General features: G+C 59.7%; 27 protein-coding genes. 8 read left to right on the top strand and 19 right to left on the bottom strand.

The features are described from left to right. Positions 1-97: 97 nt before the first annotated feature. A complete protein-coding gene (locus tag PspCFBP13508_RS26470; protein WP_016773794.1) occupies positions 98-1069 on the top strand; it encodes a magnesium and cobalt transport protein CorA in 972 nt (323 codons plus the stop codon). 69 nt (positions 1070-1138) lie between these two features. On the opposite strand, the gene PspCFBP13508_RS26465 is transcribed toward PspCFBP13508_RS26470, so the two are convergent. The 3 genes from PspCFBP13508_RS26465 to PspCFBP13508_RS26455 all read right to left on the bottom strand — a co-directional run bounded on the left by PspCFBP13508_RS26465 (position 1139) and on the right by PspCFBP13508_RS26455 (position 5334). Continuing rightward, the gene (locus PspCFBP13508_RS26465; RefSeq protein ID WP_123443416.1) at positions 1139-1867 is read right to left on the bottom strand and encodes an amidotransferase; all 729 of its coding nucleotides are present in this window, start codon (positions 1865-1867) and stop codon (positions 1139-1141) included. 92 nt (positions 1868-1959) lie between these two features. Beyond that, on the bottom strand, positions 1960-4104 hold the full coding sequence (locus PspCFBP13508_RS26460; protein WP_137216211.1) for a 3-hydroxyacyl-CoA dehydrogenase NAD-binding domain-containing protein: 2145 nt from the start codon (positions 4102-4104) through the stop codon (positions 1960-1962). Between the two features lie 24 nt (positions 4105-4128). After that, entirely contained in the window at positions 4129-5334 is a 1206-nt protein-coding gene (locus PspCFBP13508_RS26455) for an acetyl-CoA C-acetyltransferase (protein WP_137216210.1), read from the bottom strand. 578 nt (positions 5335-5912) lie between these two features. On the opposite strand from PspCFBP13508_RS26455, the gene PspCFBP13508_RS26450 reads away from it, so the two are divergent. Continuing rightward, a complete protein-coding gene (locus PspCFBP13508_RS26450) occupies positions 5913-6734 on the top strand; it encodes a cytochrome c (protein WP_137216217.1) in 822 nt (273 codons plus the stop codon). 118 nt (positions 6735-6852) lie between these two features. Here PspCFBP13508_RS26450 and PspCFBP13508_RS26445 read toward each other — a convergent pair whose 3' ends face one another. The 10 genes from PspCFBP13508_RS26445 to PspCFBP13508_RS26400 form a co-directional block, all read right to left on the bottom strand. Continuing rightward, positions 6853-7656 (bottom strand): transglutaminase family protein, encoded by an 804-nt coding sequence (locus tag PspCFBP13508_RS26445; RefSeq protein ID WP_016773789.1) that lies wholly within the window; start codon positions 7654-7656, stop codon positions 6853-6855. After that, positions 7653-8603 (bottom strand): alpha-E domain-containing protein, encoded by a 951-nt coding sequence (locus tag PspCFBP13508_RS26440; RefSeq protein ID WP_016773788.1) that lies wholly within the window; start codon positions 8601-8603, stop codon positions 7653-7655. Before PspCFBP13508_RS26440 ends, PspCFBP13508_RS26445 begins: the two co-directional genes overlap by 4 nt. 12 nt (positions 8604-8615) lie before the next feature. After that, positions 8616-10025 (bottom strand): circularly permuted type 2 ATP-grasp protein, encoded by a 1410-nt coding sequence (locus PspCFBP13508_RS26435; RefSeq protein WP_016773787.1) that lies wholly within the window; start codon positions 10023-10025, stop codon positions 8616-8618. 533 nt (positions 10026-10558) lie between these two features. Next, entirely contained in the window at positions 10559-10906 is a 348-nt protein-coding gene (locus PspCFBP13508_RS26430; RefSeq protein WP_003223226.1) for a ribonuclease E inhibitor RraB, read from the bottom strand. A 209-nt stretch (positions 10907-11115) separates the two neighbouring features. Then, the gene (locus tag PspCFBP13508_RS26425) at positions 11116-11349 is read right to left on the bottom strand and encodes a hypothetical protein (protein WP_130910500.1); all 234 of its coding nucleotides are present in this window, start codon (positions 11347-11349) and stop codon (positions 11116-11118) included. A 288-nt stretch (positions 11350-11637) separates the two neighbouring features. Beyond that, complete coding sequence (gene speE / locus PspCFBP13508_RS26420) at positions 11638-12513, bottom strand: polyamine aminopropyltransferase (protein WP_016773785.1); 876 nt, start codon at positions 12511-12513, stop codon at positions 11638-11640. A 241-nt stretch (positions 12514-12754) separates the two neighbouring features. Continuing rightward, complete coding sequence (locus PspCFBP13508_RS26415) at positions 12755-12946, bottom strand: PLDc N-terminal domain-containing protein (protein ID WP_016773784.1); 192 nt, start codon at positions 12944-12946, stop codon at positions 12755-12757. Between the two features lie 71 nt (positions 12947-13017). After that, positions 13018-13548, bottom strand: coding sequence for a hypothetical protein (locus PspCFBP13508_RS26410; protein ID WP_137216209.1), 531 nt, complete (start codon positions 13546-13548; stop codon positions 13018-13020). 134 nt (positions 13549-13682) lie between these two features. Next, positions 13683-14201 (bottom strand): ankyrin repeat domain-containing protein, encoded by a 519-nt coding sequence (locus tag PspCFBP13508_RS26405; protein WP_039763836.1) that lies wholly within the window; start codon positions 14199-14201, stop codon positions 13683-13685. Positions 14202-14296: 95 nt separating this feature from the next. Then, positions 14297-16135, bottom strand: a complete 1839-nt coding sequence (locus PspCFBP13508_RS26400; protein ID WP_137216208.1) for a long-chain-acyl-CoA synthetase — start codon at positions 16133-16135, stop codon at positions 14297-14299. A 385-nt stretch (positions 16136-16520) separates the two neighbouring features. Between PspCFBP13508_RS26400 and PspCFBP13508_RS26395 the strand changes: the two genes are divergently transcribed. After that, the gene (locus PspCFBP13508_RS26395) at positions 16521-16799 is read left to right on the top strand and encodes a DUF3509 domain-containing protein (protein WP_016773780.1); all 279 of its coding nucleotides are present in this window, start codon (positions 16521-16523) and stop codon (positions 16797-16799) included. 167 nt (positions 16800-16966) lie between these two features. Here the strand turns inward: PspCFBP13508_RS26395 and mtnC are convergent, their stop codons facing one another. The 5 genes from mtnC to aroC form a co-directional block, all read right to left on the bottom strand. Next, the gene (mtnC, locus tag PspCFBP13508_RS26390; RefSeq protein WP_137216207.1) at positions 16967-17650 is read right to left on the bottom strand and encodes an acireductone synthase; all 684 of its coding nucleotides are present in this window, start codon (positions 17648-17650) and stop codon (positions 16967-16969) included. A gap of 4 nt (positions 17651-17654) precedes the next feature. Beyond that, complete coding sequence (locus PspCFBP13508_RS26385) at positions 17655-18200, bottom strand: acireductone dioxygenase (RefSeq protein ID WP_130910504.1); 546 nt, start codon at positions 18198-18200, stop codon at positions 17655-17657. A 92-nt stretch (positions 18201-18292) separates the two neighbouring features. Beyond that, entirely contained in the window at positions 18293-18919 is a 627-nt protein-coding gene (locus tag PspCFBP13508_RS26380; RefSeq protein ID WP_016773777.1) for a methylthioribulose 1-phosphate dehydratase, read from the bottom strand. Next, positions 18916-20061 (bottom strand): MFS transporter, encoded by a 1146-nt coding sequence (locus PspCFBP13508_RS26375; RefSeq protein ID WP_130910496.1) that lies wholly within the window; start codon positions 20059-20061, stop codon positions 18916-18918. Before PspCFBP13508_RS26375 ends, PspCFBP13508_RS26380 begins: the two co-directional genes overlap by 4 nt. A 34-nt stretch (positions 20062-20095) precedes the next feature. After that, positions 20096-21187: a chorismate synthase gene (gene aroC, locus PspCFBP13508_RS26370; RefSeq protein WP_137216206.1), complete on the bottom strand. Its 1092-nt coding sequence runs from the start codon at positions 21185-21187 to the stop codon at positions 20096-20098. 130 nt (positions 21188-21317) lie between these two features. Here aroC and PspCFBP13508_RS26365 point away from each other — a divergent pair, with 130 nt between their 5' ends. Then, entirely contained in the window at positions 21318-22271 is a 954-nt protein-coding gene (locus PspCFBP13508_RS26365) for an alpha/beta fold hydrolase (protein WP_137216205.1), read from the top strand. A gap of 98 nt (positions 22272-22369) precedes the next feature. Beyond that, positions 22370-23161: a hypothetical protein gene (locus PspCFBP13508_RS26360; RefSeq protein WP_137216204.1), complete on the top strand. Its 792-nt coding sequence runs from the start codon at positions 22370-22372 to the stop codon at positions 23159-23161. Between the two features lie 92 nt (positions 23162-23253). Here PspCFBP13508_RS26360 and prmB read toward each other — a convergent pair whose 3' ends face one another. Next, the gene (gene prmB, locus PspCFBP13508_RS26355; RefSeq protein ID WP_016773773.1) at positions 23254-24162 is read right to left on the bottom strand and encodes a 50S ribosomal protein L3 N(5)-glutamine methyltransferase; all 909 of its coding nucleotides are present in this window, start codon (positions 24160-24162) and stop codon (positions 23254-23256) included. 239 nt (positions 24163-24401) lie between these two features. Between prmB and PspCFBP13508_RS26350 the strand changes: the two genes are divergently transcribed. The 3 genes from PspCFBP13508_RS26350 to PspCFBP13508_RS26340 all read left to right on the top strand — a co-directional run bounded on the left by PspCFBP13508_RS26350 (position 24402) and on the right by PspCFBP13508_RS26340 (position 26076). Beyond that, positions 24402-24992, top strand: coding sequence for a cysteine hydrolase family protein (locus PspCFBP13508_RS26350; protein ID WP_016773772.1), 591 nt, complete (start codon positions 24402-24404; stop codon positions 24990-24992). Between the two features lie 131 nt (positions 24993-25123). After that, on the top strand, positions 25124-25444 hold the full coding sequence (locus PspCFBP13508_RS26345; RefSeq protein ID WP_016773771.1) for a hypothetical protein: 321 nt from the start codon (positions 25124-25126) through the stop codon (positions 25442-25444). Positions 25445-25518: 74 nt separating this feature from the next. Further along, entirely contained in the window at positions 25519-26076 is a 558-nt protein-coding gene (locus PspCFBP13508_RS26340) for a Smr/MutS family protein (RefSeq protein ID WP_137216203.1), read from the top strand. Positions 26077-26133: the final 57 nt, after the last annotated feature.

Raw genomic sequence — 26133 nt, 5'->3', positions numbered from 1 at the left:
GGTGAACTGTAGAAGTTTCACTGACTCTCAAGCAGCGACACGGCTAAGCTGAAGCCTTGTTCCCCTGCCATCTGCCAAGAAGAAGTGAATCACCACCATGGGTCGAGTTGTTGCTGCTGCGGTGTACAGCGAGGGTAAGAAAGTCACCAATATTGCGCTGGACGAAGGTGCCGCCTGGGCGGCCAAACCCGGCCACTTCGTGTGGATCGGCCTGGAAGAACCGGACGCACAGGAATTATCCAACCTGCAACGTCAGTTCAACTTGCATGAACTGGCCATCGAAGACGCACTGGAAAAACACAGCCGACCGAAACTGGAAACCTTTGGTGACGCTCTGTTTATCGTCACCTACTCGCCGGTCCGTGAAAACGGCGTTTTGCAATTCATCGAAACGCATATCTTCGCCGGCAGGGGTTACATCATTACCGCACGCAACGGCCACTCCGCGTCGTACGCCTATGTGCGTCAACGCTGTGAAGCGCGTCCGCTGTTGCTCGAGCACGGAGAGGATTTCGTCCTGTATGCGCTGCTCGATTTCGTCATCGAGAACTATCAGCCGGTGGGCGAAGCGATCCACGCTGAGATCGATGAGCTGGAGCGCAACGTGCTGTGCAGCGCCCTCAACGAGCGCGACATCCAGAAGCTGCACGGTTTGCGCCGTGATGTGGTGCGCTTGCGTCGATATGCGGCGCCGATGGTGGAAATCGGCGAAGAGCTGCAAAAGCTCAGTTTCCCGTTCATCGACAAGAACATGCGCCCGTACTTTCGCGATGTGCAGATTCACGTGACGCGGCAAATGGAAGATCTGAGCACGCTGGCCGACATTGCCAGCCAGACCATCGAGATTGGCGTGTTGCTCGAGGCATCACGGCAGAGCGTGGTGCAGCGCAAGTTTGCAGCGTGGGCGGCGATTCTGGCGTTCCCGACAGCGGTGGCGGGAATTTACGGGATGAATTTCCAGAACATGCCGGAATTGACCTGGCATTACGGTTATTTTGCGGTGCTGGGGTTTATTGCGGTGGGGTGTGTGAGTTTGTGGGCGAGTTTCAAGCGGTCCGGGTGGCTGTAGCCGGGACCGCGTTACCCCGGATATTCGCGAGCAGGCTCGCTCCCACAGGGATTGTGGAAGCAGACCCTTTTAGCGTTGAGCCGCTTCTGGCTTGTGCGCCACGAAGCGCATCATCCACTCCGCAACCGTAGCGCCATGATGCTCCTGCTCTAGGCTCGCGACCCCCTTGCTGTAGATCTGCGAGCCCAGCGCTTCCTGGCGCAGATCGAGCAGCGCGCGCGAATAATCATGAATGAATTCCGGGTGGCCCTGGAAGCACAGCACCTGGTCGTTGATGTGATACGCCGCGAACGGGCAGAAATCGCTGGAGGCGATGACCGTGGCGTTTTCCGGTAGCTCGGTGACCTGATCCTGGTGGCTGATCAGCAGTGTCAGCTCTTCGCGCACCGGGCTCATCCACGGCGCCTTGGCTGCCAGCTGGTAGCTGTGAGTGCCGACACCCCAGCCTTGGGATGCACGCTCGCTCTTGCCACCAAGCAGCAGTGCCAGCAATTGATGACCGAAACACACGCCGAGCAATTTGTCGCCGCGTTCGTAGCGATTCAAAAGGTAGGTCTTGAGGGTCTGGATCCACGGATCCGTGCCGAACGAATCGGCCTTGCTGCCAGTGACCAGGTACGCATCGAAAGTCTCGTCGTCACTTGGGTAATCCCCCTTCACCACGTTATAGACAGTGAACTCAGCGGCGATCGGTTGTTGCGAGAACAGTCGCTGGAACATCTGCCCATAACCCTGATATTGATCAATCAATTCGGGCCGCAGGATGTCGGTTTCGAGAATGCAGATGCGCAGCGACATAAAAAATACCTGACACGTGATGGGAATAATGAACACCCCAGAGCCTGCCTTGAAACACGTGGCCAAGGCAAGCCCCGAAATGCTCGCCGGCCCTAGAACATTTCACCTTTCGCCGCTTTGTCCAGCAGCAGCGCTGGCGGGGTAAAGCGTTCGCCGTATTGCTCGGCCAGATACTGCGCGCGGGCGACGAAGTCCTTCAGGCCATACTGGTTGATGAACTGCAGCGCCCCGCCCGTCCACGCGGCGAAACCGATGCCGAAGATCGAGCCGACGTTGGCATCCGCCGTCGAGGTGAGCACGCCCTCCTCCACGCAACGCACGGTTTCGATGGCCTGCACAAACAACAGCCGATCACGCACATCCTTCGCAGAGATCTGTCCGTCGGCCTTCTCGAAGCGCGTTTTCAGCTCCGGCCATAAATGCTTCTGCGAGCCCGCTGGATACTCATAAAAACCGCCTCCGGCAGCTTTGCCCGGTCGTTTGAATTCATTGAGCATCAAGTCAATCACGGCAAAGGCCGGGTGCTCAATCAGCGGTTTCCCCTCTGCTTGTAAGTCCTTGGCCGTCTGCTGACGGATATGGCTCATCAGACTGAGGGAAACTTCGTCGGAGATTGCCAGAGGCCCGACCGGCATCCCAGCCTTGCGCGCTTCGGTCTCGATCATCGGCGCACTGACGCCCTCGCCGAGCATGGCAATGCCTTCGTTGGTGAACGTGCCGAACACCCGCGAGGTAAAGAAGCCGCGACTGTCGTTGACCACGATCGGAGTTTTCTTGATTTGCAGCACGAAATCGAAACCGCGAGCGAGTGTTTCGGCGCTGGTCTGCGCACCTTTGATGATTTCCACCAGCGGCATTTTTTCTACCGGACTGAAGAAATGCAGGCCGATGAATTTGCTTTGATCGGGCACCGCCGTAGCCAGACCGGTGATCGGCAGCGTCGACGTATTGGAAGCAATGACCGCTTCGCCGCCCACGACCTGTTGCGCGGCGGCGGACACCCTGGCTTTGAGTTGGCGATCCTCGAACACCGCTTCGATGATCAGATCGCAACCGGCCAAATCGGCATCGCTTTCGCTCGCAACGATTCGCGCCAGCACCGCTTCGCGCTGTTCGGCTGTCATTTGGCCACGGGCAACTTTCTTGTCCAGCAGCGCTGCGGAATGCGCTTTGCCCTTCTCGGCAGAGGCAAGGTTGATGTCCTTGAGGACGACGTCGATACCGGCCGAGGCGCTGACGAACGCGATGCCTGCGCCCATCATTCCGGCGCCGAGCACACCGACTTTGCGGGTTTTATAGGGCGCAAAACCTTGCGGCCTGGAACCGCCGGCGTTGATCTCGTTCAACTGGAACCAGAACGTACCGATCAGGTTTTTCGAGATTTGCCCGGTCGTCAGCTCAGTGAAGTAGCGGGTTTCGATCAGGTGCGCGGTGTCGAAATCGACCTGAGCGCCCTCCACCGCCGCGCATAGAATCTTCTCCGGCGCCGGCAAGGTGCCTTGGGTTTTCGCGCGCAGGATCGACGGCGCAATCGCCAGCATCTGCGCTACTTTCGGGTTCGATGGCGTGCCGCCGGGAATCTGGTACCCCTTGACGTCCCAGCGCTGCACTGCCGCCGGATTGGCGAGAATCCAGGCGCGCGCCTTGGCCAGCAGCTCATCGCGATCCGCTGCCAAGTCATCAATCAGCCCGGCCTGCAACGCCTGTTGCGGGCGCACCTTCTTGCCTTCAAGCAAGTACGGCAGCGCTTTTTCGATGCCGAGCATGCGTACCATGCGCACCACGCCTCCACCGCCCGGCAGCAGGCCCAGGGTCACTTCCGGCAGACCGAGTTGCACCGAGGCGTCATTAACAGCAATGCGGTGGTGACAGGCCAGACAGATCTCCCAGCCGCCGCCCAGCGCAGCGCCGTTGATCGCCGCGACCACCGGTTTGCCGAGGGTTTCCAGGCTGCGCAATTGCGCCTTGAGGGCCAGCACCATGTCGTAGAAGGCTTTGGCTTCGGGTTTGCCGACCTTGATCAGCTCATTGAGATCGCCGCCGGCAAAAAAGGTTTTCTTTGCCGAGGTGATGATCACTCCGGCAATGCTGTCTTTCTCGGCCAGCAAGCGGGCAACGCAAGCGGCCATGGCCTCGCGGTACACGGCGTTCATGGTGTTGGCGCTCTGGCCCGGCATGTCCATGGTCAGCACGACGACGCCGTCCTGGCCTTTTTCGTAACGAATGGCTTCGCTCATAACAGGGTTCCTTGAAGTCGTGGCTCAGAGGCGTTCGATGATGGTGGCAATGCCCATGCCGCCGCCGACACACAGCGTCGCCAGGCCGTAGCGCAGGTTGCGCGCCTCCAGTTCATCAAGCAGGGTGCCGAGGATCGCGCAACCCGTGGCGCCCAGCGGGTGACCCATGGCGATCGAGCCGCCGTTGACGTTGACCTTGCCGGGATCGACGGCCATGTCCTTGATGAATTTCAACACCACCGAAGCAAACGCTTCGTTGACCTCGAACAGATCGATGTCCTCCACCCGCAGTCCGGCCTTGGCCAGCGCTTTGCGAGTCGCCGGCGCCGGGCCGGTGAGCATGATGGTCGGGTCGGTACTGGTGACGGCCGTAGCAACGATGCGCGCACGAGGCTGCAGCCCCAGCGCGCGGCCCTTGGCTTCGGAGCCGATGAGCATCAGCGCCGCACCGTCGACAATTCCGGAACTGTTGCCCGGCGTGTGCACATGGTTGATCCGCTCGACATGGCTGTAGACCCGCAACGCCGTGGCGTCGAAGCCCATCTGCCCGATCATTTCGAAACTCGGCTTGAGCTTGCCCAGGCCTTCGAGGGTCGATTCGGCGCGGATGAATTCATCGTGATCAAGCAAGATGATGCCGTTCTGATCCTGTACTGGCACCAGCGACTTGTTGAACGAGCCGTCGGCCCGCGCTCGTGCGGCTTTTTGCTGCGAGTGCAGCGCGTAGGCATCGACGTCCTGGCGGCTGAAGCCTTCGAGGGTAGCGATGAGATCGGCGCCAACACCTTGCGGGGTGAAATGGCTGTGCAGGTTGGTCTGCGGGTCCAGCGCCCAAGCGCCGCCATCGCTGCCCATTGGCACCCGCGACATCGACTCGACGCCGCCAACCACCACCAGATCCTCGAAGCCCGAGCGCACTTTCATCGCGCCAAGATTCACCGCTTCCAGACCCGAAGCGCAGAAACGGTTGATCTGTACGCCGGCGACGCTGACATCCCAATCGGCTACTTGCACCGCCGTCTTGGCGATGTCCGAGCCTTGATCGCCGATCGGCGTGACGCAGCCGAGAACTACATCATCGACCTGACTGGTATCCAGCGCGGTGCGCGCCTGTAACGCAGTCAACAAACCAGCCGCCAAATTGACCGGTTTGACACTGTGCAGCGCACCGTCGGCCTTGCCTTTGCCACGCGGAGTGCGCAACGCATCGAAAATCAAAGCTTCAGTCATGACGTCCTCGAACCTGATTTTATTGTCACTGCACTTTCGCCCTGCGCAGAGTCGCAAGCAATGACCACATTGCTCAAAGCGCTTGACGCACACGCTCAGACGGACGGTCATATGACATCAGGTGAACCGGTTCAGGTCGTCGAGTTGTCTAGCCAGCGGGCGGCAAAGAAGCTGGCAATACGCCTCATGTCCTTTTAAAAGCATTTTTGAAGATCACCATATGAAATGGATCTAAGCGATGGCTGACGTGGGCTCTAAGGTGAAGATGTACGCCATCGTCGTCGGGTTTTGCCGAGACGGGCGTCCTTTAACAGGAAGTGCACCGCGTGCCGTCAGGGATATGCAGTCAGGCATGCATCAGGAAATAACAATAAAGGCGGTCAAGCCATGTTCAAACAACCGAAAGTACGTCAAGCAGGACTCATTCTTTTCGCCACGACGCTGTTGTTGATCTTGCCGAATCTGACCAAGGTCATCGGCTGATTCAAACGTCGCGTGCTGTATATCGCCACTGAAAATGTGACTGGCCCGCTACCCGGGCCAGCTTGGTTGTGCCAACCTTTGCGCACTTCCACGACATGGACGGCGATCATTTGAAAACGCTCATTGCGCTCGGTGCCTTGCTACTGAGCTTGCCCTTGTCTGCCGCACAACTGGATCTGCAGTTGGGCGCAAACAGCCGCACCTGGCAGACCGAAGAACTGCTCAAACATCCCCAGCTGCAAACTCTCACGATCAACAATGATGGTTCCTACAAGAAGGACATGACCTATCAAGCTGTGCCTCTGGCCGCGTTGCTGAAGGGGGTCAAGCCGGAGGATCACTTGCAGGCGGTGGCGCTGGATGGCTTTGCCGCAGAGTTGGCCGCTGCGCCCTTGCTGAACAAGGACGGCGCACGCGCATGGCTGGCGATCGAGGATCCGGCGCAGCCGTGGCCTCCGTTATCCGCCGGCAAACACAGCGCCGGGCCGTTCTATCTGGTCTGGACCGATCCGCAGGCCGGCAATATCAGCCCCGAACAGTGGCCGTTCGAAGTCGCCAGCATCAAGTTGATGGCGCCAGTGGCCCAACGCTTTCCTGCCCTGCTGCCCGATCCTGCCTTGAAGGCCGATGATCCGGTGAACAAGGGTTTTGCCCTGTTTCAGAAAAACTGCCTGGCCTGTCACCGGTTGAATGGTGCCGGAGACGCGCAGTTCGGTCCGGATCTGAATATTCCGTATAGCCCGACCGAGTATTTTGGGGCGGATTTCTTGAAGCGCTACATCCGCGATCCGCAGAGTTTGCGTCAGTGGCCGCAGGCGAAGATGCCGGGGTTTTCGGAAGAGGTGTTGCCGGATGGGGATCTTGAAATGCTGGTGGGGTATCTCAAGCATATGGCCGGCCGCAAAGCTAAACCCTGATCAGCAGAAAACTTTGTAGGAGCTGTCGAGTGCAACGAGGCTGCGATCTTTTGATCCTGTTTTTTACAGATAAGATCAAAAGATCGCAGCGTGCCGCAGCTCCTACAAGGCCCCGCAATTACTGTTGCTGCACGGAAATCACCGGCGTTGGCGAGACGAACACCTTCGCATGCATCTGCTCGCAACCGCCGCCCCGGCGCATGCCACGGACCGGGCAGGCATCGAGATAATCCAGGCCGACCGCCAGCTTCAGGTGTCGCTCCGGGCGCGCCAGTTGGTTGGTCACGTCGAAGCTGTACCACGCGTCGTCCAGCCACGCTTCTGCCCAGGCATGACTGGCCAGATGCTCGCAATCTTCGCTGTACAGATAACCCGACACGTAACGCGACGGCACACCGAGACTGCGCGCGCAGGCGAGAAACGCATGGGTATGATCCTGACAAACCCCGGCGCGACCGGCGAAAGCTTCGGCGGCGCTGGTGTCGACTTCGGTGGAGCCCGGCGTGTAGGTCATGTGCTGATTCAGACCGTGCATCAAGTCGATCAGCGCGGTGCGATCTCGCCGTTGCTTGCAGTTTTTCGCGGCAAACTCGCGCAAGGCTTCATCGGCTTCGGTCAGGCGCGTGAAGCGCAGGAACGGCAGGGCTGACTGGCTTTCATGTTCGGCCTCGCGCAACTCATCGATATCGACCTGACCTCGGGCACCAATGATGATCGCTTCGTGCGGTTCGTCCATGGTCAGCACATGCAGGATGTTGCCGAACGGATCGAGCTGCGCACGCACCGGACGCGGCAGGTCGAGTTGCCAACTGAGGACATGCTGGCGCTCGCTGTCGTGGGGCGTCAGGCGCAGGTACTGGATGCTCGCGCGCACCTGATCTTCGTAGTGATAGGTGGTCTCGTGGCTTATGGAAAGTCTCATGCGGCCTCCAGGTAGGAACTGTGAATGGCGTTGCCCAACTGGCGCACCAGTGGGATGAATTCCGTCAGCCAGGCGTGCAGGCCTTCTTCGAGGATTTCGTTGATGCCGGTGTAACGCAGACGCGCGTCCATTTCCGCCGCCAGGCGTTGTGCCGGTCGGCCGTTGGCGCCGGGCAGTTGCGCGAGGATCTGGTCGATCTCTTCGGTACAGGCACGCAGCGAACGCGGCACGTCGGCGCGCAACAGCAGCAGTTCGGCGACATGTCGGGCGCCAGGCGCGTCGCGATAGATTTCGGTGTAGGCCTCGAATGAGGACAAGGCGCGCAGCAGCGCACTCCATTGGTAATAGGCGTGCGCCGTGCCGTCGCTGACTGCTTCGGCCTGATCGCCGGCCATTTCGTAACGGGCATCGAGCAGGCGCAGCGTGTTGTCCGCGCGCTCGATAAACGTGCCCAGACGAATAAAGCGAAACGCGTCGTTGCGCATGATCGTGCCGTATGAGGCGCCACGAAACAGGTGCGAACGCTCCTTGATCCATTCGCAGAAACGACTCATGCCATAGCGGCTCAAGCCCTGTTCGGCGATGCCGCGAATCTCCAGCCAGGTCGCGTTGATGTTTTCCCACATGTCCGCAGTGATTCGCCCGCGTACCGCATGAGCACTGGCCCGCGCTGCACCAAGGCAGCTGTAGATACTGGCCGGGTTGGCGGCATCCAGTGCGAAGAAATGCAGCAGGCGCTCTGCGTGCAGGTCGCCGTGGCGTTCAAGGTAATCGTCCAGGGTGCCGGTGATCAGCAACGGCATGGCGAGTTCGTGCAGACCGTCGCCGCGACCGTCCTGCGGCATCAGCGACAGCGAATAACTGATGTCGAGCATCCGCGCGAGATTCTCTGCACGCTCCAGGTAACGCGACATCCAGTACAGATCCGAGGCAGTTCTACTTAACATGGCAAGCTTCCTTCAATCCTCGACTACCCAGGTGTCCTTGGTGCCGCCGCCCTGAGAGGAATTCACCACCAGGGAGCCTTCACGCAACGCGACTCGGGTCAAACCACCGGGCACGACCCGGGTTTCGCGACCGGACAACACAAACGGACGCAAATCGATATGGCGCGGTGCAATGCCGTTTTCGACAAAGGTCGGACAGGTCGACAGCGACAGCGTCGGCTGCGCGATGTAGGCATGGGGTTTGGCTTTGATGCGCTCACGAAAGGCATCGATTTCCGCTGTCGTCGCGGCCGGCCCGACCAGCATCCCGTAACCGCCGGAGCCCTGGGTTTCCTTGACGACCAGTTCCGGAAGATTGGCCAGCACATGAGACAGCTCGGACGGGTTGCGGCACTGCCAGGTCGGTACGTTTTTCAGAATCGGTTCTTCGTCGAGGTAGAAGCGGATCATGTCGGTGACAAACGGATACACCGATTTATCGTCCGCCACTCCGGTGCCGATTGCGTTGGCCAGCACCACATTGCCGGAGCGATAGGACGACAGCAGCCCCGGCACGCCGAGCATCGAGTCCGGGTTGAACGCCAGCGGATCGAGGAATGCGTCGTCGAGGCGACGGTAGATCACGTCGACCGCTTTCGGGCCATCGGTGGTGCGCATGAATACCTTGTCGTCACGCACGAACAGATCCGCGCCTTCCACCAGTTCAACGCCCATCTCCCGCGCCAGAAACGCATGTTCGAAGAACGCGCTGTTAAAGCGCCCCGGCGTAAGTACCACCACGCTGGGATTGTCGATGGGGCTGGAGCTTTTCAGGGTGTCGAGCAGCAGATTGGGGTAGTGATCGATCGGAGCGATGCGCTGGGCGGAGAACAGTTCGGGAAACAGGCGCATCATCATCTTGCGGTCTTCGAGCATGTAGCTGACGCCGCTGGGTGTGCGCAGGTTGTCTTCGAGGACGTAGTAAGTGCCATCGCCATCGCGCACCAGATCAACGCCGGAGATATGCGAGTAGATGTCGCGGTGCAGATCCAGACCTTGCATCGCCAATTGGTATTGCTCGTTGGCCAGCACCTGTTCGGCGGGAATGATCCCGGCCTTGATGATGCGCTGCTCGTGGTAGAGGTCGGCGAGAAACATGTTCAACGCTTTGACCCGCTGGATGCAGCCGCGCTCGACAATCCGCCATTCACTGGCGGGAATGCTGCGGGGAATGGTATCGAACGGAATCAGGCGCTCGGTGCCCTGCTCGTCGCCATAAAGCGTGAAGGTGATCCCGGCACGGTGGAACAGCAGATCGGCCTCGCGGCGGCGCTGCGCGAGCAGCTCGTCGGGCGTCTCGGCCAGCCAGCGGGCAAATTCCCGGTAATGCGGGCGGACCAGGCCGCCGGCATCGTACATCTCGTCAAAATAGGTGCGGATCATGCCGTACTCCTTGTCACTCCGGACATACAGGCCTTCGCAAGGCCCGTGCCATCGGCATAAACGCTTTGATTTCAATCGGTTGTAGATCCACGCCGAAGGCTGCGCACCATTCCTGTGCGGCAAATGCCCCGGCCCGATTGCCCCCGCTTCATTGCGACGCACTGCATCGCCTATCACCAGCATAGTCAGAGTTGATTTCACTGCCCGGCCACGACTGCGGATAATCCGCGCATTCGCTGCAAAACTTCCCAGGCCAGCCGCCGCGAAGTAGACAGCTCAACTGATCTGAACTGCCTTGGCAGCCCCGTCCCGACAGGACTGTATTGCATACCCGTCTTCCCTTTTAGCCACCCTCTCCGGTGGCTTTTTTTTGTTTTTTTGAAATATTTTGAATGCAAAAGCAAAAGATCGCAGCCTTCGGCAGCTCCTACGCGATCACCTGTAGGAGCTGCCGAAGGCTGCGATCTTTTGATCTTTAAAACGACAACGGCCGACCCGAAGGTCAGCCGTTGCCCGATACAAAATGCTCAAGATCAATTCAGGCGGTAACGATTGCGCACCTCCTGCTTCACGCCCCAACCCTCGATAATGCCGCCCAGCGGTTCGACCACGGCTGAAAAGCCTTGCTCGAAATCGCCGATGTCGTCATAGGTTGCGTACATCACTTTGCTCAATTCCAGCGACCAGGCGCCGTCGTCGCGCGCACTGACCTGGGCATTGATGGATTCACCGCGAAATTTGCCTGCTGCCCTGCGCGCCCGCTCCTCGTCCGGGAAAATCGCGTAGAACTCGATGGGATGGAACCGGGAAAAATCGAAACCGCCTTCTTTCATGCGGCGCAGAACGTTGCTGCTGATGTCTTCTTGATAGGCTGTGCTCATGAATCGTCCCCCTCGATTGATGGATAGACTTTCCGTATTCCCGCCCCGGGCCTTTTGGCCTAAGTACTACGGCAACGTGGTTGCGCGCGGGAAACAAGCATGTAGCTGACAAGACCAGACCTTAGCGATCCATTCGCTGATCTCGCTTGCAGAGTAGCCCCAAGAGAGCGCCGCTGCCAAGGCCTGGTTTACGAGATGACAGGAAGTGTTCAGACAGGGGTGATGCTGCGGATTTCGATGCCGTTCTGGGTCTTGAGGTTTTTCACCTCGGCATCGGTGGTGCGCCCTTGCAGGTCGTTGAGATCCAGCTGGGCGGCAACCGGAAGAAGCCGCTCCTTGATCAGCCGTGCGGCTTCATCATCGGACGGGCATTCCTCACGTTCGAAGACTTCATCAATAATTACGCCGTGATCATCCACGAAAGTGACTTTCCACTTTTGCATCAGTGCCTCCTCGATCAACCCGTAGATGGGCTTACCTCTATCTCGACTTTTTTCCGCGATAGTTGGTTCAAAAGGATTACAGCCGACAACGGTGAAAATAACCATCCGATCGATAGGGCGGGCTCCGTGGCGAGGGGATTTATCCCCGTCCGGCTGCGCAGCAGTCGTAATACCATCCATTGCGGTTTAACGCAGACACCGCGCAGGCCGGTTCAGGGATGCTGCGCATCCCAACGGGGATAAATCCCCTCGCCACAAGAGCTCCCTTGTAGAGCGACGTCAGCGTGATCAGTCGTTGCTCGGCTTGTTGACCGCTTGCAGCACGTATTGCGGCAAGGCGAACGCGCCGATGTGGATTTCCGGATTGTAGTAACGGGTGACGATGCCGCTGCCGATGAAGCGCTGTTGTAGGGTTTCACGGCTGAGCTTGCGGTAGGCCGGGTTGGTCGAGCCCCAGGCGAAGGTCATCGAGCCGCCGATGTAGGTCGGTACGGCGGCCTGGTAGAAATGCCAGTCTGGGAACAGGCTGCGCAGGCGACCGGCGGTGGTTTTGACTTCGTCGATCTGCATGAACGGCGTGCCGTTCTGAGTCACGAGAATGCCGCCTTCGTTCAGGCAGCGGTGGCATGCCTGGTAGAAATTCTCGGAGAACAGCACTTCGCCTGGGCCGATCGGGTCAGTGGAGTCGGAGATGATCACGTCGAATTTTTCAGTGGTGGTGGCGACGAAACGCATGCCGTCATCGATCACCAGGTTCAGGCGCGGATCGTCGTAGGCACCGGCGGAGTGGTTCGGCAGGAATTCCTTGCACATGTCGACCACGGTGCCGTCGATTTCAACCATGGTGATGTGCTCGACGCCGGCGTGTTTGGTCACTTCGCGCAGCATGCCGCCGTCACCACCGCCGATGATCAGCACGCGCTTGGCAGTGCCGTGGGCAAGGATCGGCACGTGGGTGAGCATCTCGTGGTAGATGAATTCGTCGGCTTCGGTGGTCTGGATCACGCCGTCCAGCGCCATCACCCGGCCCATGCGCGGGTTCTGGAAGATCACCAGATGCTGGTGTTCGGTGCGCACTTCGTGCAGCAGTTTTTCCATGCGAAAACGCTGGCCGTAGCCTTCGTAGAGGGTTTCCAGGTACTCGCTGGTCTTAGTGACGGTCATGGTCAAGTGCTCCGATAAATGCGCGGGCGCCATCGTGGGGACGATTGCCCGGGAAAGGCGCGCATTCTACGTTGCCGAAGATGACAGGTCGAACCTCCGGTTGTTTTTTACCAGCGCAAATTACTGTGGGAGCGAGCCTGCTCGCGAAAGCGCAGCATCAGTTGCCGGTGATGGCGACTGACACAACGTCTTCGCGAGCAGGCTCGCTCCCACAGGGATGACCGTGTGATCGAAAATCAGCTCAGATCCGGACGTTGCCCCGCGGTCCGGCAATCGCCCAGATGATCAGGCCCAGCACCGGCAGGAGGATGATCAGCAACACCCAGACGATTTTCATTCCGGTGGAGGCGCCGCTTTTCAGTACGTTGATGATGGCCCAGATGTCGAGGGCAAGGATGATCAGGCCAATCAGACCGTTGAACGTGGAACCCATGGTGTCGCTCCAGAATAGTGGCATGCACTTTTAGGATAGACGGTCGCGCGCAGGGTTCCCTTTTATTGCGTTCAGACGTGAACGGCGACCTTCAAGGCTTCCAGCGCTGGCGCAGCGGCGATGCCAATCTCGGCGCATAACTCCAGCACGCGGGGCACATCGTTGCCGTAGACCAGGACCATTTGCAGTTCATCGTCGAGCAACTGGCTGAAGTTGACCAATGTATAACCGCCGTTTTCCTTGTTCAGGCTGCTCATCTGCACCTGAATACGGTTGAGTGCGGTCAGTGCTTCGGTCTTGGCCAGTTGCTTGGGCTTGAGATTGAAATCCACGCCCGGACCAAACGAGGCAACGATTTGTGCGAACAGATCGACGTAGGTATCGGCCTGAAACAGCACGGTTTCCGGCAGGCTGCCGACCACTACCCACTCACCCAGCGGGATCGGGAAAGTGTCGTCGTAGTTGATGTCCGGATTGGCGGTCAGAAAAGCCTCGGCATCGGCGTAGGCCTGAGCGGCTTCGTCGGCCACCTTCAGGATCTCGTCCTCGCCCATGCAGCCGGAGCTGATTTTGCTGATGAGTTCGACGAGTGCGGCTTTCATGAGGGCGGATCCTGTGGTGGCAATGGATTTTTCGGGCGCGCAGGATAGCGCAGAAAGGCAAAAGATCGCAGCCTTCGGCAGCTCCTACAGATTCTGCGTTTGAGTACGAACAAGCTGCGACCTATAGACGTTTATCAGGCCAGCAACTTTTCCAGCTGCGCGGTGGTATCGACTGCGCCCATGGTCCGCGCCGCATCCAGCGCGGTCACGCCGTTAGCGTCCTTGGCTTTCGGGTCAGCGCCCTGGCCAATCAGGTAGTCGACGATTTCAACGCGGTTGAACATCGCCGCCATCATCAGCGCGGTACGGCCGTCGAAGGAAGAACCTTCGATTTCGGCGCCCGCCTCGACCAGCGCCTTGACCACCGCCAGATCGCCCTTGAACGCAGCGCCGGCAATCGGGCTCTGGCCGTTGCCATTGCGCATTTCCGGATCGGCCTTGTGTTTAAGCAGGACCTTCACCGCATCGACATGGCCGTAGTAGCTGGCGAGCATCAACAAGGTGTCGCCCTTGCTGTTTTTCAGGTTCACCGGCAGCCCGGCGGTGACCAGGCGATCAAGCATCTCGGCATCACCGTCGCGCGCCTTGTTGAAAACCTGCTCGGTGAATTCGGCAGCTTCTTCAGGGGTCATCTGGCGGCTTTGGTCGGACATGGGGCACTCCATTTCGGTCTATCGGAAAGCCGACAGTTTCCCGAGCGCGACGGTGGCTGTCACTCGGTTTTTTCCGAGCATCCCGATAGCCACACTCAATATCGATGTTTGCCCTGTTGAATTTCAGCGAGGATTTGCTCACTGACATGCACATAGGTTTCGCTGCCGGGCAACCAGGCGAAGATCGGGTCATCGCCCGTAAGCCCGGGGTCAAAGCCTTCCGTTTTCAGGCGAGTCTTCTGGTATTTGAAGGTCCCGGTGGTTTCCATTTTCACTTTCACCCGCAAGAACAACGGCACGGCATAAGCCGGCATACGTTGCCGGACGAAACTCAGCAGTTCAGCGAAATCCAGCGTGGCCAAGGATTCGGCGGGAGTAATTGCAGCCATCCCCGCACGCCCGTTGGTGTTGGGAATTTCCACACCGTAGGCCACGGCTTCAGCAATCAATGGATGTTGCAGCAACAGGTTTTCGACTTCGGTGGTCGACACGTTTTCACCCTTCCAGCGATAGGTATCGCCGAGGCGATCAACGAACTGCGCATGGCCGAAACCGATATTGCGCAGCAGGTCGCCGGTGTTGAAAAAGCGATCGCCCTTGTTGAACACATCGTGAAGGACGACGCGGGCGGTTTTCTGCGGATCGGTGTAACCGTCCAGCGGTGCCTTGTCGTCGATCCGCGCCAGCAGCAGGCCTTGCTCGCCCTTGCCGACCTTGCGCATGAAACCATCTGCGCCGCGCAACGGCTCGCCACTGTCATGATCGTAAGCGACCAACTCCCACGCCATCAGCGAAAAACCGACGGTGTTGTCGAAATTGAGGATGTTGGTGAAACCGATGTTGCCGTCGCTCGCGGCATACAACTCGCAGATGTGCTCGACGGCAAAACGCGTCTTGAACTCGGCCCAGGCACCAGGACGCAAACCATTGCCGATCATCTTGCGTACATCGTGGCGGCTGTCATCGGCGCTGAGCGGTTGCTCGACCAGATAGCGACACAGTTCGCCGACGTAGCCGATGGTGGTCGCGCGATAGCGGCGCACGTCTCCCCAGAACTGGCTGGCGCTGAACTTGCGGCGGATGGCGAAACCCGAGGCGCCGTTGATTGCCGATCCCCAGCACACGCACAGGCCCGTGGCGTGGTACAGCGGCAAGGTGCAGTAAACGACATCATCCGGGCGCATATCGAGGGCGATCATGCCGAAGCTCGCCGAACTGCGCATCCAGCGTCCATGCTTGAACACCCCGGCCTTGGGCAGGCCGGTGGTGCCGGAGGTGTAGATGTAGAAACACGGATCGTCGAAGAAAATCTGCGCACTGCTCGGTGGGTTATCACTGCTGGCGTCGGCACTGGCGCTGATCAGATTGACGTAGCCCTCAGGCGCGATGCCCGGATGGCTGTGGGTGTCCTGATCGGCGACGAACCAGGTGCGCGGCGCTGCGATCGCAACCTGATCACGCACGCCGGCATAGGCAGCGGTCAGTTCTTCGCCAACCACAATAGCCACCGGCGCAACCAGATTGATGCTGTGAACAAGCGTGTCGCGCATCAACGAGGTATTGAGCAGCGCACTCACCGCGCCGAGCTTGGCCAGCGCCAGGATTGTCACCAGCAATTCCGCACGGTTCTCGATGAACACCGCGACCACATCGCCCTTGCCGATGCCTTGCTCGCTCAGGTAATGCGCAATGCGATTGGCCCACTGGTTGACCTGCGTGTAGGTCAACGCCACGTCGCCCTGCAACAACGCCACACCATCGGGATTGCGCCGCGTCGCCTGCTCGAACGTCCAGCCCAGGCCGCACGTTTGGGTCGGATCCGTGACGTTGGCCACCTTCATGCCTTTGACCACCCGGGGGATGGCCTTGGCGATCATCGGCAGTTTGCGGAGCATCATGCCCCAGGTAATCGTGTCGCTTGGTGCGTGACGCATGAAAGCTCCCCGTTCGATCCTGACGTGCAGACCGCTGTTCTTGTTATCGGGTAATGACTGCGACCGACGCGTTTACGCCGTGGGTCGAGAAGGAAAGTACGTCAGTGCTCGCGAGGCTGTACACGCGGTTTTTGCAATGATTTGTATCCCGTCGCGCCGACGGGGAAGAGCGGATTCTGGTACGGACGTTTGGTTCCGTTGTACGAAGAAAAATCACGCAAAATGCAGGATGCACGATGGCCATTCATGCAGATTGCACGACGCCTGCAAAATGCAATGCCTTCAACTTATTGATTTTAAAGGGATTTTATTCGCATCAATACTGGCACAAACGCTGCAACTACCTCCGCATGCTTGCCATTCAAGTACATACGGAGCTGATGACATGAGCCTGATTCAAGAAAAATTTACATCGCTGTTCTCCAACTACGAAGTGAGCACTGCCCCACGTCCTGACGGTGGCATCCTGCTCACTTTGCGTAGCAGCGACGGCAAAGTCTTCAAACGCGCACTCTCGTATCAGCAGCTGCACGCCGGTGACCAACTTTCGTGGGCGATCAGCGCGATCCGCCGCGACCTGGCCGAACAAGCCAGCGAGCTGCCGCAAATTGCAATGCTGCAGAGCCAGCAGCGTTTTGCTCTGCCGACGTATCACTCGCTGTAATCTGCTTTAAACAAAAACAGGCCGTGGAGCATGCGCTTCACGGCCTGTTTTTTGTGCGCATGATTTTTGTAGGAGCTGCGGCACGCTTTTGATCTTGATTTCATGCGTAAATCGAAAGATCGCAGCCTCGTTTCACTCGACAGCTCCTACAGGGATGTGTGCAATGGTCAGAACGCTTCCGGTTCGATTCCGGTAAAGCTGTCCACCGTCACGTGCCCTGCCAGCTCCCCGCCTTCACGCGCCAGGCCGCAGGTTTTCATGCCGGCCGACTGGGCAGCGTCGAGCTCTTCGACGATATCCGAGAGGAACAGGATTTCATCGGCTTCAACACCCACCGCCCGCTGAATGTTGCGGTAGGACTGCGCCTCACGCTTCGGCCCTGATGTGGTGTCGAAATAGCCGCTGAACAGCGGTGTCAGATCCCCCGCCTCCGAGCAACCGAAGATCAGTTTCTGCGCCTGGATCGAGCCGGACGAGTAAACAAACAGTTGATAACCGGCCGCATGCCAACGTTGCAGCGCTTCAACAGCATCAGGATAGACATGCCCCTTCAACTGCCCGGCCTGATAGCCCTGCGCCCAGACCATGCCCTGCAATGCCTTGAGCGGCGTGGCTTTGCGGTCTTCGGCGATCCAGCTCAAGAGGATTTCAACAACCCGTTCAACATCGGCCTGCGCCTCGTTGCTGTCACGGCGCACGGCGTCGAGCTGTTCGGCGACATCAGCATGCGAAGCGTTCTGCCGCACAAAGTCCGGCAAATGTTTGGCGGCGTAGGGAAACAGCACGTCGAAGACGAAACTCACCGCGCTGGTGGTGCCTTCGATGTCGGTGAGAATGGCTTTGATCGACACGATTTCAGTCCTCCAGACGCGGGAAGCGGCCGGCGATGTCTTCGCCGGTGAAATTGGCAACCCAGCCTTCCGGGTTGTTGAACAGACGGATCGCCACGAAGTGCGGATGTTCGCCCATGTCGAACCAGTGCTTGGTGCCGGCCGGAACCGAGATCAGGTCGTTCTTCTCACAAAGAACGGCATAGACGTAATCGTCGATGTGCAGGGTAAACAAGCCACGACCGGCGACGAAAAATCGCACTTCGTCTTCGCCGTGACGGTGCTCTTCGAGGAACTTGGCGCGCAGTTCGGCTTTTTGCGGATGGTCGCTGTTGAGGCTGATCACATCGACGGTGATGTAACCGCGCTCGGTCATCAGTTTGTCGATCTGCTCTTTATAAGCGCTGATGACCTCTTCCTGACTGGCGCCGGGCTGGATCTTCGCGCCGGCCTGCCAGCGGTCGAACCGCACGCCCTGCTCGGCCAGCGTCGAGGCGATATCTTCGAAATGGGTCAGCACCTTGTTGGGAATCTCAGGGCTGGAAACGTGATAAACGGACAGGCTGCTCATGGGCAATTCCTCGGTAGCGGCGGCGCCGTCCGGCTCTTCAAGACCGGTCGGGCGCCGCGTGGCATCAGGCAAACGGGCTGTTTCTGGTGAACTCAGCCTTGGCGGTTCATGACGCTGCGGGTTTTCAACTCGCATTCAAACAGGAATTCAAAGGCCTCGATCTGCCGCAGCGCGTCGCTCATCTGCGCGCCCCAGGTGTAGAGACCATGGCCGCGAATCAGATAACCGACGCAATCAGGATGGGCGTCGAGCCAAGGCTGCACCTTGGCGGCGAGGCGCGCAATGTCCTGATCGTTGTCGAAAATCGGTACACGCACCCGCGATTCATGAGTCGAGATGCCGCTGAAGGCTTTCTGCAATTCGTAATCTTCGAACTCGATGAAGTCTTGCGGAGTCAGGCGCGACAGCACCGTGGCATTCACCGAATGGGTGTGCAGCACCGCACCGATCTCCGCGCGCCAACTGTAGAGTTGGGTATGCAGCAAGGTTTCGGCGGAGGGTTTCTTGCCCGGCTCCAGGCTATTGCCGGACAGATCGGTAGCGAGCACGTCATCCACACCCAACTGGCCCTTGTGCTTGCCCGATACGGTCAACAGCGCTTCGCTCGGCGACAGGCGCGTCGAATAGTTGCTGCTGGTGGCTGGCGACCAGCCACGGCCATATAGAAAACGCCCGGCGTCAACGATCTGCTGGGCGAGCTGTTCACGGCTAAGGCTCATGGCCTGTCCTCTTGCATACATGTGGCAATGATAACGGCAGCGGCAAGCGCTGCGAGACTGGCAATACTAAAGGTCAATGTCGCGCCAAGGGCATTCCAGCTGTAGCCGGAATACAGCGCGCCGAGCGCCCCGCCGGTGCCGGCCAGTGCCGCATACAGCGCCTGGCCCTGACCTTGCTGGCGGGCGCCGAAACTACGTTGCACGAAAGCGATGGCAGCCGCATGAAAGCTGCCGAAAGTCGCTGCGTGCAGCACTTGGGCGAACAACAGCACCCAGAGAAACTCCGCAAACGAACCGAGCAGCACCCAGCGCAACGCCGCCAGCAGAAAACTCGCCAGCAGCACCCGGCGCAGGGAAAAGCGCGCCAGAATGCGACTCATGGCCATGAACATCAGCACTTCCGCCACCACACCGACGGCCCAGAGCATGCCGATGACGCCACGGCTGTAACCGAGGCGTTCAAGGTGCAGAGTCAGAAAGGTGTAATAAGGCCCGTGGCTCACCTGCATCAGCGCGACGCAGGCATAAAACGCCAACACGCCGGGATGGCGCAATTGCCTGAGAAAGCCCTCGCCCGCCGGCCGGTTGCCTTGCGCCGGTTGCGCATTCGGCACCCACAGGCTACTCAGGACAATACCGGCCATGATCAGCACCAGCGCCGCCGGGTAGATGTCCAGACTCAGCCATTCGAACAGCCGCCCCAGCACTACCACGGTAATGATGAAACCGATCGAGCCCCACAGCCGAATCTGGCTGTAGCGCGAGGTCTGCCCCTGCAGATGCGCCAGGGTGATGACTTCGAACTGCGGCAGTACCGCGTGCCAGAAGAACGCATGCAGGGCCATGACCATCGCCAGCCAGGCGTAGGTCTGGCTGACGAAGATCAGCGAAAAGGTCAGCAACGTGCACACCGCGCCAAAGCGCACGATGGCCAGACGCCTGCCGGTGTAATCGCCGAGCCAGCCCCAGATGTTCGGCGCCACGCAGCGCATCAGCATCGGAATCGCCACCAACTCGCCGATGCGCGCGGCACTGAAGCCGAGGTGATCGAAGTACAGCGCCAGAAACGGCGCTGTCGAACCGAGCAAGGCGAAATAGAACAGATAGAAACTGGACAGCCGCCAGTAAGGAAGCGCCGCCACGCCGGTTATGCCGCGACGGCTTTGAGCGCAGCCATCAGAGCTGGCCCAGCACCGGCGTGCTCACGCGCACATCGGCGTTCTGCCCACGGTGGCGCAGCAGGTGATCCATCAGCACGATGGCCATCATCGCTTCGGCGATCGGTGTCGCGCGGATGCCGACGCATGGGTCGTGACGACCCTTGGTGATCACATCGACCGGGTTGCCATTCACGTCGATCGAGCGGCCCGGGGTGGTGATGCTCGAGGTCGGTTTCAATGCCAGATGCGCAACGATTGGCTGGCCGGACGAGATGCCACCGAGGATGCCGCCGGCGTTGTTGCTGAGGAATCCTTCCGGCGTCAGTTCATCGCGATGCTCGGTGCCGCGCTGGGCGACACAGGCGAAACCGGCGCCGATCTCCACGCCTTTGACCGCGTTGATGCTCATCAGCGCGTGGGCCAGTTCGGCGTCGAGGCGATCGAAGATCGGCTCGCCCAGACCCGGCATCACGCCTTCGGCGACCACGGTGATCTTCGCCCCGACCGAGTCCTGATCGCGGCGCAACTGGTCCATGTACGCTTCCAGCTCCGGGACCTTGTCCATGTCAGGGCTGAAGAAGGCGTTTTCTTCGACCGAATCCCAGGTCTTGAACGGAATTTCGATCGGGCCGAGCTGGCTCATGTAACCGCGAATGACGATGCCCTGACTGGCCAGATACTTCTTGGCGATCGCACCGGCCGCTACGCGCATGGCGGTTTCCCGCGCCGAACTGCGGCCACCGCCGCGATAATCGCGCTCGCCGTATTTGTGGTGATAGGTGTAGTCGGCGTGAGCCGGGCGGAACAGGTCCTTGATCGCCGAGTAGTCCTTGGACTTCTGGTCGGTGTTGCGAATCAGCAGGCCGATCGAGCAACCGGTGGTGCGGCCCTCGAACACGCCGGAGAGGATTTCGACTTCATCGGCTTCCTGGCGCTGGGTGGTGTGGCGGCTGGTGCCAGGCTTGCGGCGATCGAGGTCGCGCTGCAGATCTTCCAGGGAAATCTCCAGGCCCGGCGGGCAGCCGTCGACAATGGCGACCAACGCCGGACCATGGCTTTCGCCAGCGGTGGTGACAGTGAACAACTTGCCGTAGGTATTGCCGGACATGCAGGACGCTCCGTGAAATCAAACCCGAATTCTTGATGCGCGCCAGTATACGCAGGCTAACCGAGTAGTTCATCCTCGAACCTTAGTGGTGCTGGCGAGTCCAACCGGCACCTTGACCAATGATGGCGTGATGATGCTGCGAGTTCTGATCTTGAGTCTTACCCTCTTTACCGGCTTTGCCCAAGCGACAGTCCTACAGCGCCCGGTCACTCTGGACACCGGCAGCGGCGAACTTTTCGGCTCGCTGTTGCTGCCCAAGTCCGACAACCCGGTGCCGATTGTTCTGATGATTTCTGGCTCGGGTCCTACAGATCGCGACGGAAACAACCCCGACGGCGGGCGCAATGACAGCCTCAAGCGCTTGGCCTGGGTGCTGGCCAAACACAACATCGCCAGCGTGCGCTACGACAAGCGCGGCGTCGCGGCGAGTCTGGCGGCCGCTCCCGATGAACGTGAGCTGTCAGTCGAGGGCTATGCGGCGGACGCCGTGGCCTGGGGGCAGAAGCTCAAGGCCGATCCGCGTTTCGGCAAACTGATTCTGCTCGGCCACAGCGAAGGCGCGCTGATTGCCAGCCTCGCTGCGCCGAAGCTGGACGCAGCGGCGGTGATCTCGCTGTCCGGCAGCGCGCGGCCGGTCGATGAAGTGATTCGCGAGCAATTGGCGCGCAGCCTGCCGCCACCATTGATGCTGCGCAGCAACGAACTGCTCGACAGCCTCAAGGCTGGCCATACCGATGACAACGTGCCGCAACCGTTGCAGGTGATCTTTCGCCCGAGCGTGCAGCCGTACCTGATTTCGCTGTTCCGTCAGGACCCGGCGCAAGCCTTTGCCCAGCTGAAAATGCCGGCACTGATCGTCCAGGGCAGCAACGACATTCAAGTCGGCACCGAGGACGCGAAGCTGCTCAAGGCAGCGAAACCGGACGCGCAACTGACGGTGATCGAAGGCATGAACCATGTGCTGCGCATCGTTCATAACGATATGAAGCGGCAATTGGCCTCCTACAAGGACCCGAATTTGCCACTGGCCGCCGAACTGGGCGCCGCCGTCATCGAATTTATTGACGGAATTCGTGCAAGTTAACTGCGTTTACCCTCCAGCCTCACGAAAAACGGCCGATAAGCCTTTGTCGCCAGCGCAACGTCTGGCGGCAAGCAGGGCTTGGACAGGATCTCGCCGTTATGACTGAAACCCAGACTTCACCCGACACCAGCGCTGAAAAAGACGCACCGCCAGCGGTCGAACTGCCGTGGGCGGATGTTCAGGCCGAGCACCACAAGATGCTCCGCCTGGCGCCGCTGCAGACCGACCGCAACACCGGCGGCCGGCCGTTGCGCTTTGTCGAGTTCGGTTACGCCGAGCGCAACAGCAAAGAACGCAGCCTGATGCGCATGGCGATCAAACTGCCCAACCAGCGTGTGCGCAAAGAACAAAACCATCTCGATGTGTGGGTCGACCATGCGACCAAACGTGTGAGTTTCGGTCCCGACAGTGGCTTGCAGATTGAACCGCTGAATCGTGGTATCGGCCGCTTCATGGCCGCGCAAGGCATCAACTGGGCGAAAAAACGCTGGCCCGGCTACACCGTCGACGGCATCGACCTGAACAACAAGGATGCGCTAAACGAAGACACTCGCTTGCGCCGCGACCATTTCCTGCGCGTGCACGGTTTCGATGTGGCTTACGCCGATGCTCAGCATCTGAAAGGCAGCATCAAGGCTGTGCAGGTCGGTGATCTGCTAGGTGACTGGAACAGCGAAAAGTTGCAGATCGTCGAGATTCTTGAAGCCGCGCAGATGCTGCAGCAGGCCGAACAGAATCTGGCCGAGCAGGAAGTGAAGCTGAAAAAACAGGAAGAGAAAGTCAGCAAGTTCAAGCGTGAAGATGCCGGGTTGCGCTTCACCATTACGTGTCTGGTGGCGTTTGCGGTGTTTCAGGCGGGGTTGTTGATCTGGATTGCTACGCACCGCTGAGGGCTTGAGACCGCGTCGCGGCCATTCGCGAGCAGGCTCGCTTCCACAGGGGAATGCATTCCAATGTGGGAGCGAGCCTGCTCGCGAAGCCTTTAGACGCGGGAGGCGAACAGGGCCTGATGCGCGCGGCACTGCTCGGCTGTCAGCATGAACACGCCATGCCCGCCGCGCTGGAACTCCAGCCAGGCGAAATCGACTTCCGGGTACAACGCCTCGACGTGCACCTGGCTGTTGCCCACCTCGACAATCAACAAACCTTTCTCGGTCAGGTGATCAGCCGCTTCGGCGAGCATGCGCCGGACCAGATTCAGACCATCATCTCCGCAGGCCAGGCCCAGTTCCGGCTCGTGCTGATATTCGTCCGGCATGTCGGCGAAATCTTCCGCGTCGACGTAGGGCGGGTTCGATACGATCAGGTCAAAACGCTGCCCCGGCAGGCCATCGAAACCATCACCCTGCACGGTATAGACGCGCTCATCGACGCCATGGCGCTCGATGTTCTGGTTGGCCACTTCCAGCGCTTCGAACGACAGATCCGCGAGCACCACTTCGGCGTTCTGGAACTCGTACGCGCAGGCAATGCCGATGCAGCCGGAACCCGTGCACAGGTCGAGAATTCGCGCCGGTTCGTTGCCGATCCACGGCGCAAAGCGGTTTTCGATCAGCTCACCGATCGGCGAACGCGGGATCAGCACGCGCGGGTCGACGATGAACGACATGCCGCAGAACCACGCTTCACCGAGCAGGTAGGCGGTGGGAACGCGATCTTCGATGCGGCGCTTGAGCAAGCGCTGCAGATTGACCAGTTCGTCGTCCTCCAGCGCGCAATCAAGATAGCTGTCGGCGATTTCCCACGGCAGGTGCAAAGCGCCCAGCACCAGCTGACGCGCCTCGTCCCAGGCGTTGTCGGTGCCGTGGCCGAAAAACAGATCCTCCCCATGGAAGCGGCTGACGGCCCAACGGATGTGGTCGCGCAGGGTACGAAGTCGGGAAGTGATCACGGCGTAGAACTCCAGAAAAAACGACTGGCGATTCTACCAGCCAAAACGCGCGACGACGACGCAGGAAAAACCGCGCGGCAACGGTAGGAGATTTCTTTTTTTTGCATCAGGCATTGAACGGAACGTGTAACTTGACAAGGCTGCAGGCCAAGAACGACGGCGCCTACGATGGTAGCGATTCACAGAACCGCTCAGCCAGAGGACAATGTCGCAAAAGCCCCACCCCGAGGAGCCCCAGAATGTCCGTTCCAAAAACGATGTTTCAACTCAGCGGCCGCGGTTACGCAGCGGCCACACTGAGCCATGCCACCGTGGTCATCATCGATGCCCAGAAAGAATATCTCAGTGGCCCGCTGGCCCTGAGCGGCATGGACGCGGCCGTCGCGAACATCAAACAAGTGGTTGCCGCAGCCCGTGCCGCCGGTCGGCCGATCGTGCACGTGCGTCATCTCGGCACCGTTGGTGGCCTGTTCGACCCGCAGGGCGAACGTGGCGAATTCATCCCCGGTCTCGAACCGCAAGGCGATGAAACCATTATCGGCAAACTGCTGCCGAGCGCGTTCCATGGCACCGAACTGCTCGAGCGCCTGCAGAATCTCGGCTCGCTGGACCTGATCGTTTGCGGTTTCATGAGTCACTCCAGCGTCAGCACCACCGTGCGCGCGGCGAAGAACCTCGGTTTCCGCTGCACCCTGGTTGAAGACGCCTGCGCGACCCGCGATCTGCCTTTCAAGGGCGGCGTGCTCAGCGCCGAACGCGTACAGGAAGCGGAAATGGCGATCATGGCTGACAACTTCGCCACGCTGGCCAAGACTCAGGACTTGATCTGATCCTGCCCTTGTGAGCGGTGCATTGGCGCCGCTCATCCGCTATATCCGCTGATTTGCCGCAAATGCCATAGCCTCAGGAACAACCCGGTCAACTCCCGGTCGAAGGGCCGATACCATTGAGGAAGGTCGGAATGAAGTTATCCGATGGATTTGACGCACGCCGTTTGCGGCCCAAAGGCCAAAGCAACTGGCGTTTTCGATTTGGCGCGGCGATCTCGGCCATTCTGGCGACGTTCGGCGTGCTGCTGGCGATGGCCGGCGCCGCCAGCCTGCTCGGCCGCCCGCCGGCGCTGGGTGACCTGAACGCATCACCGCTGGGCTCGGCAATCATGCTTGCCGTCGGCTTGCTGTTTCTCTACTTCGGCGTTGCTCTGTGGCGCCGCTGCCGCCGTCGCGCACGGCAATCGCGGGAACTGAACATGTCCCCGCATCTGATGAAAAAACACGACTGACCCAACGGCCTGGCTTTTTGCCGGGCCGTTTTCTGTCGACTTGGGTAAACTGGCCGCCCTTCGCGGAGGCTGACATGCAAGACGACGATTTTTCTCTGTTCAAAAGTGCGACCCAGGGCGTCAAGCCGATCAAGCACGACCGCGCCGACACCGGCAAACCCAAGGCTGACCGCGCGCAGATCGCCAAGCTGCGTCAGTCCGCCACCGTGCGCAGCGACACCACTATCATTGATGGCCTCTCCGACCAGTTCGTGATCGACGTCGGCCCGGAAGACGAGCTGATGTGGTCCCGCGACGGCGTGCAGGAAAGCCAGATGCGCAAGCTCAAGGTCGGGCAGATCCCGTTCGAAGGCAGTCTCGACTTGCACGGCATGAGCGTGGAAAAGGCCCGCGAAACCCTTTGGGCCTTTCTCGCCGAAGCGACCAAATTCGAAATCCGCTGTGTGCGCGTGACTCATGGCAAGGCTGTGCGCCTGGATGGCAAGCGGCCGATGATCAAAAGCCACGTCAACACCTGGCTGCGCCAGCATGCGCAAGTGCTCGGTTTCTGCTCCTGCCAGGCCCGCCACGGCGGCGCCGGCGCGGTTTATGTGATGCTGAAACGGACGATGATGGAAGGCCGCGACGAATAAAGCCGTCACACCGAACTTGCAGGGTTGTGTCCGCCACCGTACCCTTGCCCTTTGCGA

The organism is Pseudomonas sp. CFBP13508 (assembly GCF_005233515.1).
GTDB classification, from domain to species: Bacteria; Pseudomonadota; Gammaproteobacteria; order Pseudomonadales; family Pseudomonadaceae; genus Aquipseudomonas; species Aquipseudomonas mercuritolerans.
Note: the sequence above shows the minus strand (reverse complement) of the source record. Positions and strands in the feature narration are given on the sequence as shown.

Excerpts from the sequence above, each read along its gene's own strand:
- PspCFBP13508_RS26445 (WP_016773789.1), bottom strand. The coding sequence starts at position 7,656 with ATGAGACTTTCCATAAGCCACGAGACCACCTATCACTACGAAGATCAG.
- PspCFBP13508_RS26430 (WP_003223226.1), bottom strand. The coding sequence starts at position 10,906 with ATGAGCACAGCCTATCAAGAAGACATCAGCAGCAACGTTCTGCGCCGC.
- PspCFBP13508_RS26410 (WP_137216209.1), bottom strand. The coding sequence starts at position 13,548 with ATGAAAGCCGCACTCGTCGAACTCATCAGCAAAATCAGCTCCGGCTGC.
- PspCFBP13508_RS26385 (WP_130910504.1), bottom strand. The coding sequence starts at position 18,200 with ATGAGCAGCCTGTCCGTTTATCACGTTTCCAGCCCTGAGATTCCCAAC.
- PspCFBP13508_RS26460 (WP_137216211.1), bottom strand. The coding sequence starts at position 4,104 with ATGAGCGAAGCCATTCGTTACGAAAAAGGCCAGGACGGCGTCGTCGTG.
- PspCFBP13508_RS26360 (WP_137216204.1), top strand. The coding sequence starts at position 22,370 with ATGACTGAAACCCAGACTTCACCCGACACCAGCGCTGAAAAAGACGCA.
- speE (WP_016773785.1), bottom strand. The coding sequence starts at position 12,513 with ATGACCGTCACTAAGACCAGCGAGTACCTGGAAACCCTCTACGAAGGC.
- PspCFBP13508_RS26455 (WP_137216210.1), bottom strand. The coding sequence starts at position 5,334 with ATGACTGAAGCTTTGATTTTCGATGCGTTGCGCACTCCGCGTGGCAAA.
- PspCFBP13508_RS26415 (WP_016773784.1), bottom strand. The coding sequence starts at position 12,946 with ATGGGTTCCACGTTCAACGGTCTGATTGGCCTGATCATCCTTGCCCTC.
- PspCFBP13508_RS26470 (WP_016773794.1), top strand. The coding sequence starts at position 98 with ATGGGTCGAGTTGTTGCTGCTGCGGTGTACAGCGAGGGTAAGAAAGTC.
- PspCFBP13508_RS26395 (WP_016773780.1), top strand. The coding sequence starts at position 16,521 with ATGAGCCTGATTCAAGAAAAATTTACATCGCTGTTCTCCAACTACGAA.
- PspCFBP13508_RS26380 (WP_016773777.1), bottom strand. The coding sequence starts at position 18,919 with ATGAGCCTTAGCCGTGAACAGCTCGCCCAGCAGATCGTTGACGCCGGG.
- PspCFBP13508_RS26465 (WP_123443416.1), bottom strand. The coding sequence starts at position 1,867 with ATGTCGCTGCGCATCTGCATTCTCGAAACCGACATCCTGCGGCCCGAA.
- aroC (WP_137216206.1), bottom strand. The coding sequence starts at position 21,187 with ATGTCCGGCAATACCTACGGCAAGTTGTTCACTGTCACCACCGCTGGC.
- PspCFBP13508_RS26405 (WP_039763836.1), bottom strand. The coding sequence starts at position 14,201 with ATGTCCGACCAAAGCCGCCAGATGACCCCTGAAGAAGCTGCCGAATTC.
- PspCFBP13508_RS26340 (WP_137216203.1), top strand. The coding sequence starts at position 25,519 with ATGCAAGACGACGATTTTTCTCTGTTCAAAAGTGCGACCCAGGGCGTC.
- PspCFBP13508_RS26435 (WP_016773787.1), bottom strand. The coding sequence starts at position 10,025 with ATGATCCGCACCTATTTTGACGAGATGTACGATGCCGGCGGCCTGGTC.
- PspCFBP13508_RS26425 (WP_130910500.1), bottom strand. The coding sequence starts at position 11,349 with ATGCAAAAGTGGAAAGTCACTTTCGTGGATGATCACGGCGTAATTATT.
- PspCFBP13508_RS26400 (WP_137216208.1), bottom strand. The coding sequence starts at position 16,135 with ATGCGTCACGCACCAAGCGACACGATTACCTGGGGCATGATGCTCCGC.
- PspCFBP13508_RS26350 (WP_016773772.1), top strand. The coding sequence starts at position 24,402 with ATGTCCGTTCCAAAAACGATGTTTCAACTCAGCGGCCGCGGTTACGCA.
- PspCFBP13508_RS26345 (WP_016773771.1), top strand. The coding sequence starts at position 25,124 with ATGAAGTTATCCGATGGATTTGACGCACGCCGTTTGCGGCCCAAAGGC.
- PspCFBP13508_RS26450 (WP_137216217.1), top strand. The coding sequence starts at position 5,913 with ATGGACGGCGATCATTTGAAAACGCTCATTGCGCTCGGTGCCTTGCTA.
- PspCFBP13508_RS26365 (WP_137216205.1), top strand. The coding sequence starts at position 21,318 with ATGATGCTGCGAGTTCTGATCTTGAGTCTTACCCTCTTTACCGGCTTT.
- PspCFBP13508_RS26440 (WP_016773788.1), bottom strand. The coding sequence starts at position 8,603 with ATGTTAAGTAGAACTGCCTCGGATCTGTACTGGATGTCGCGTTACCTG.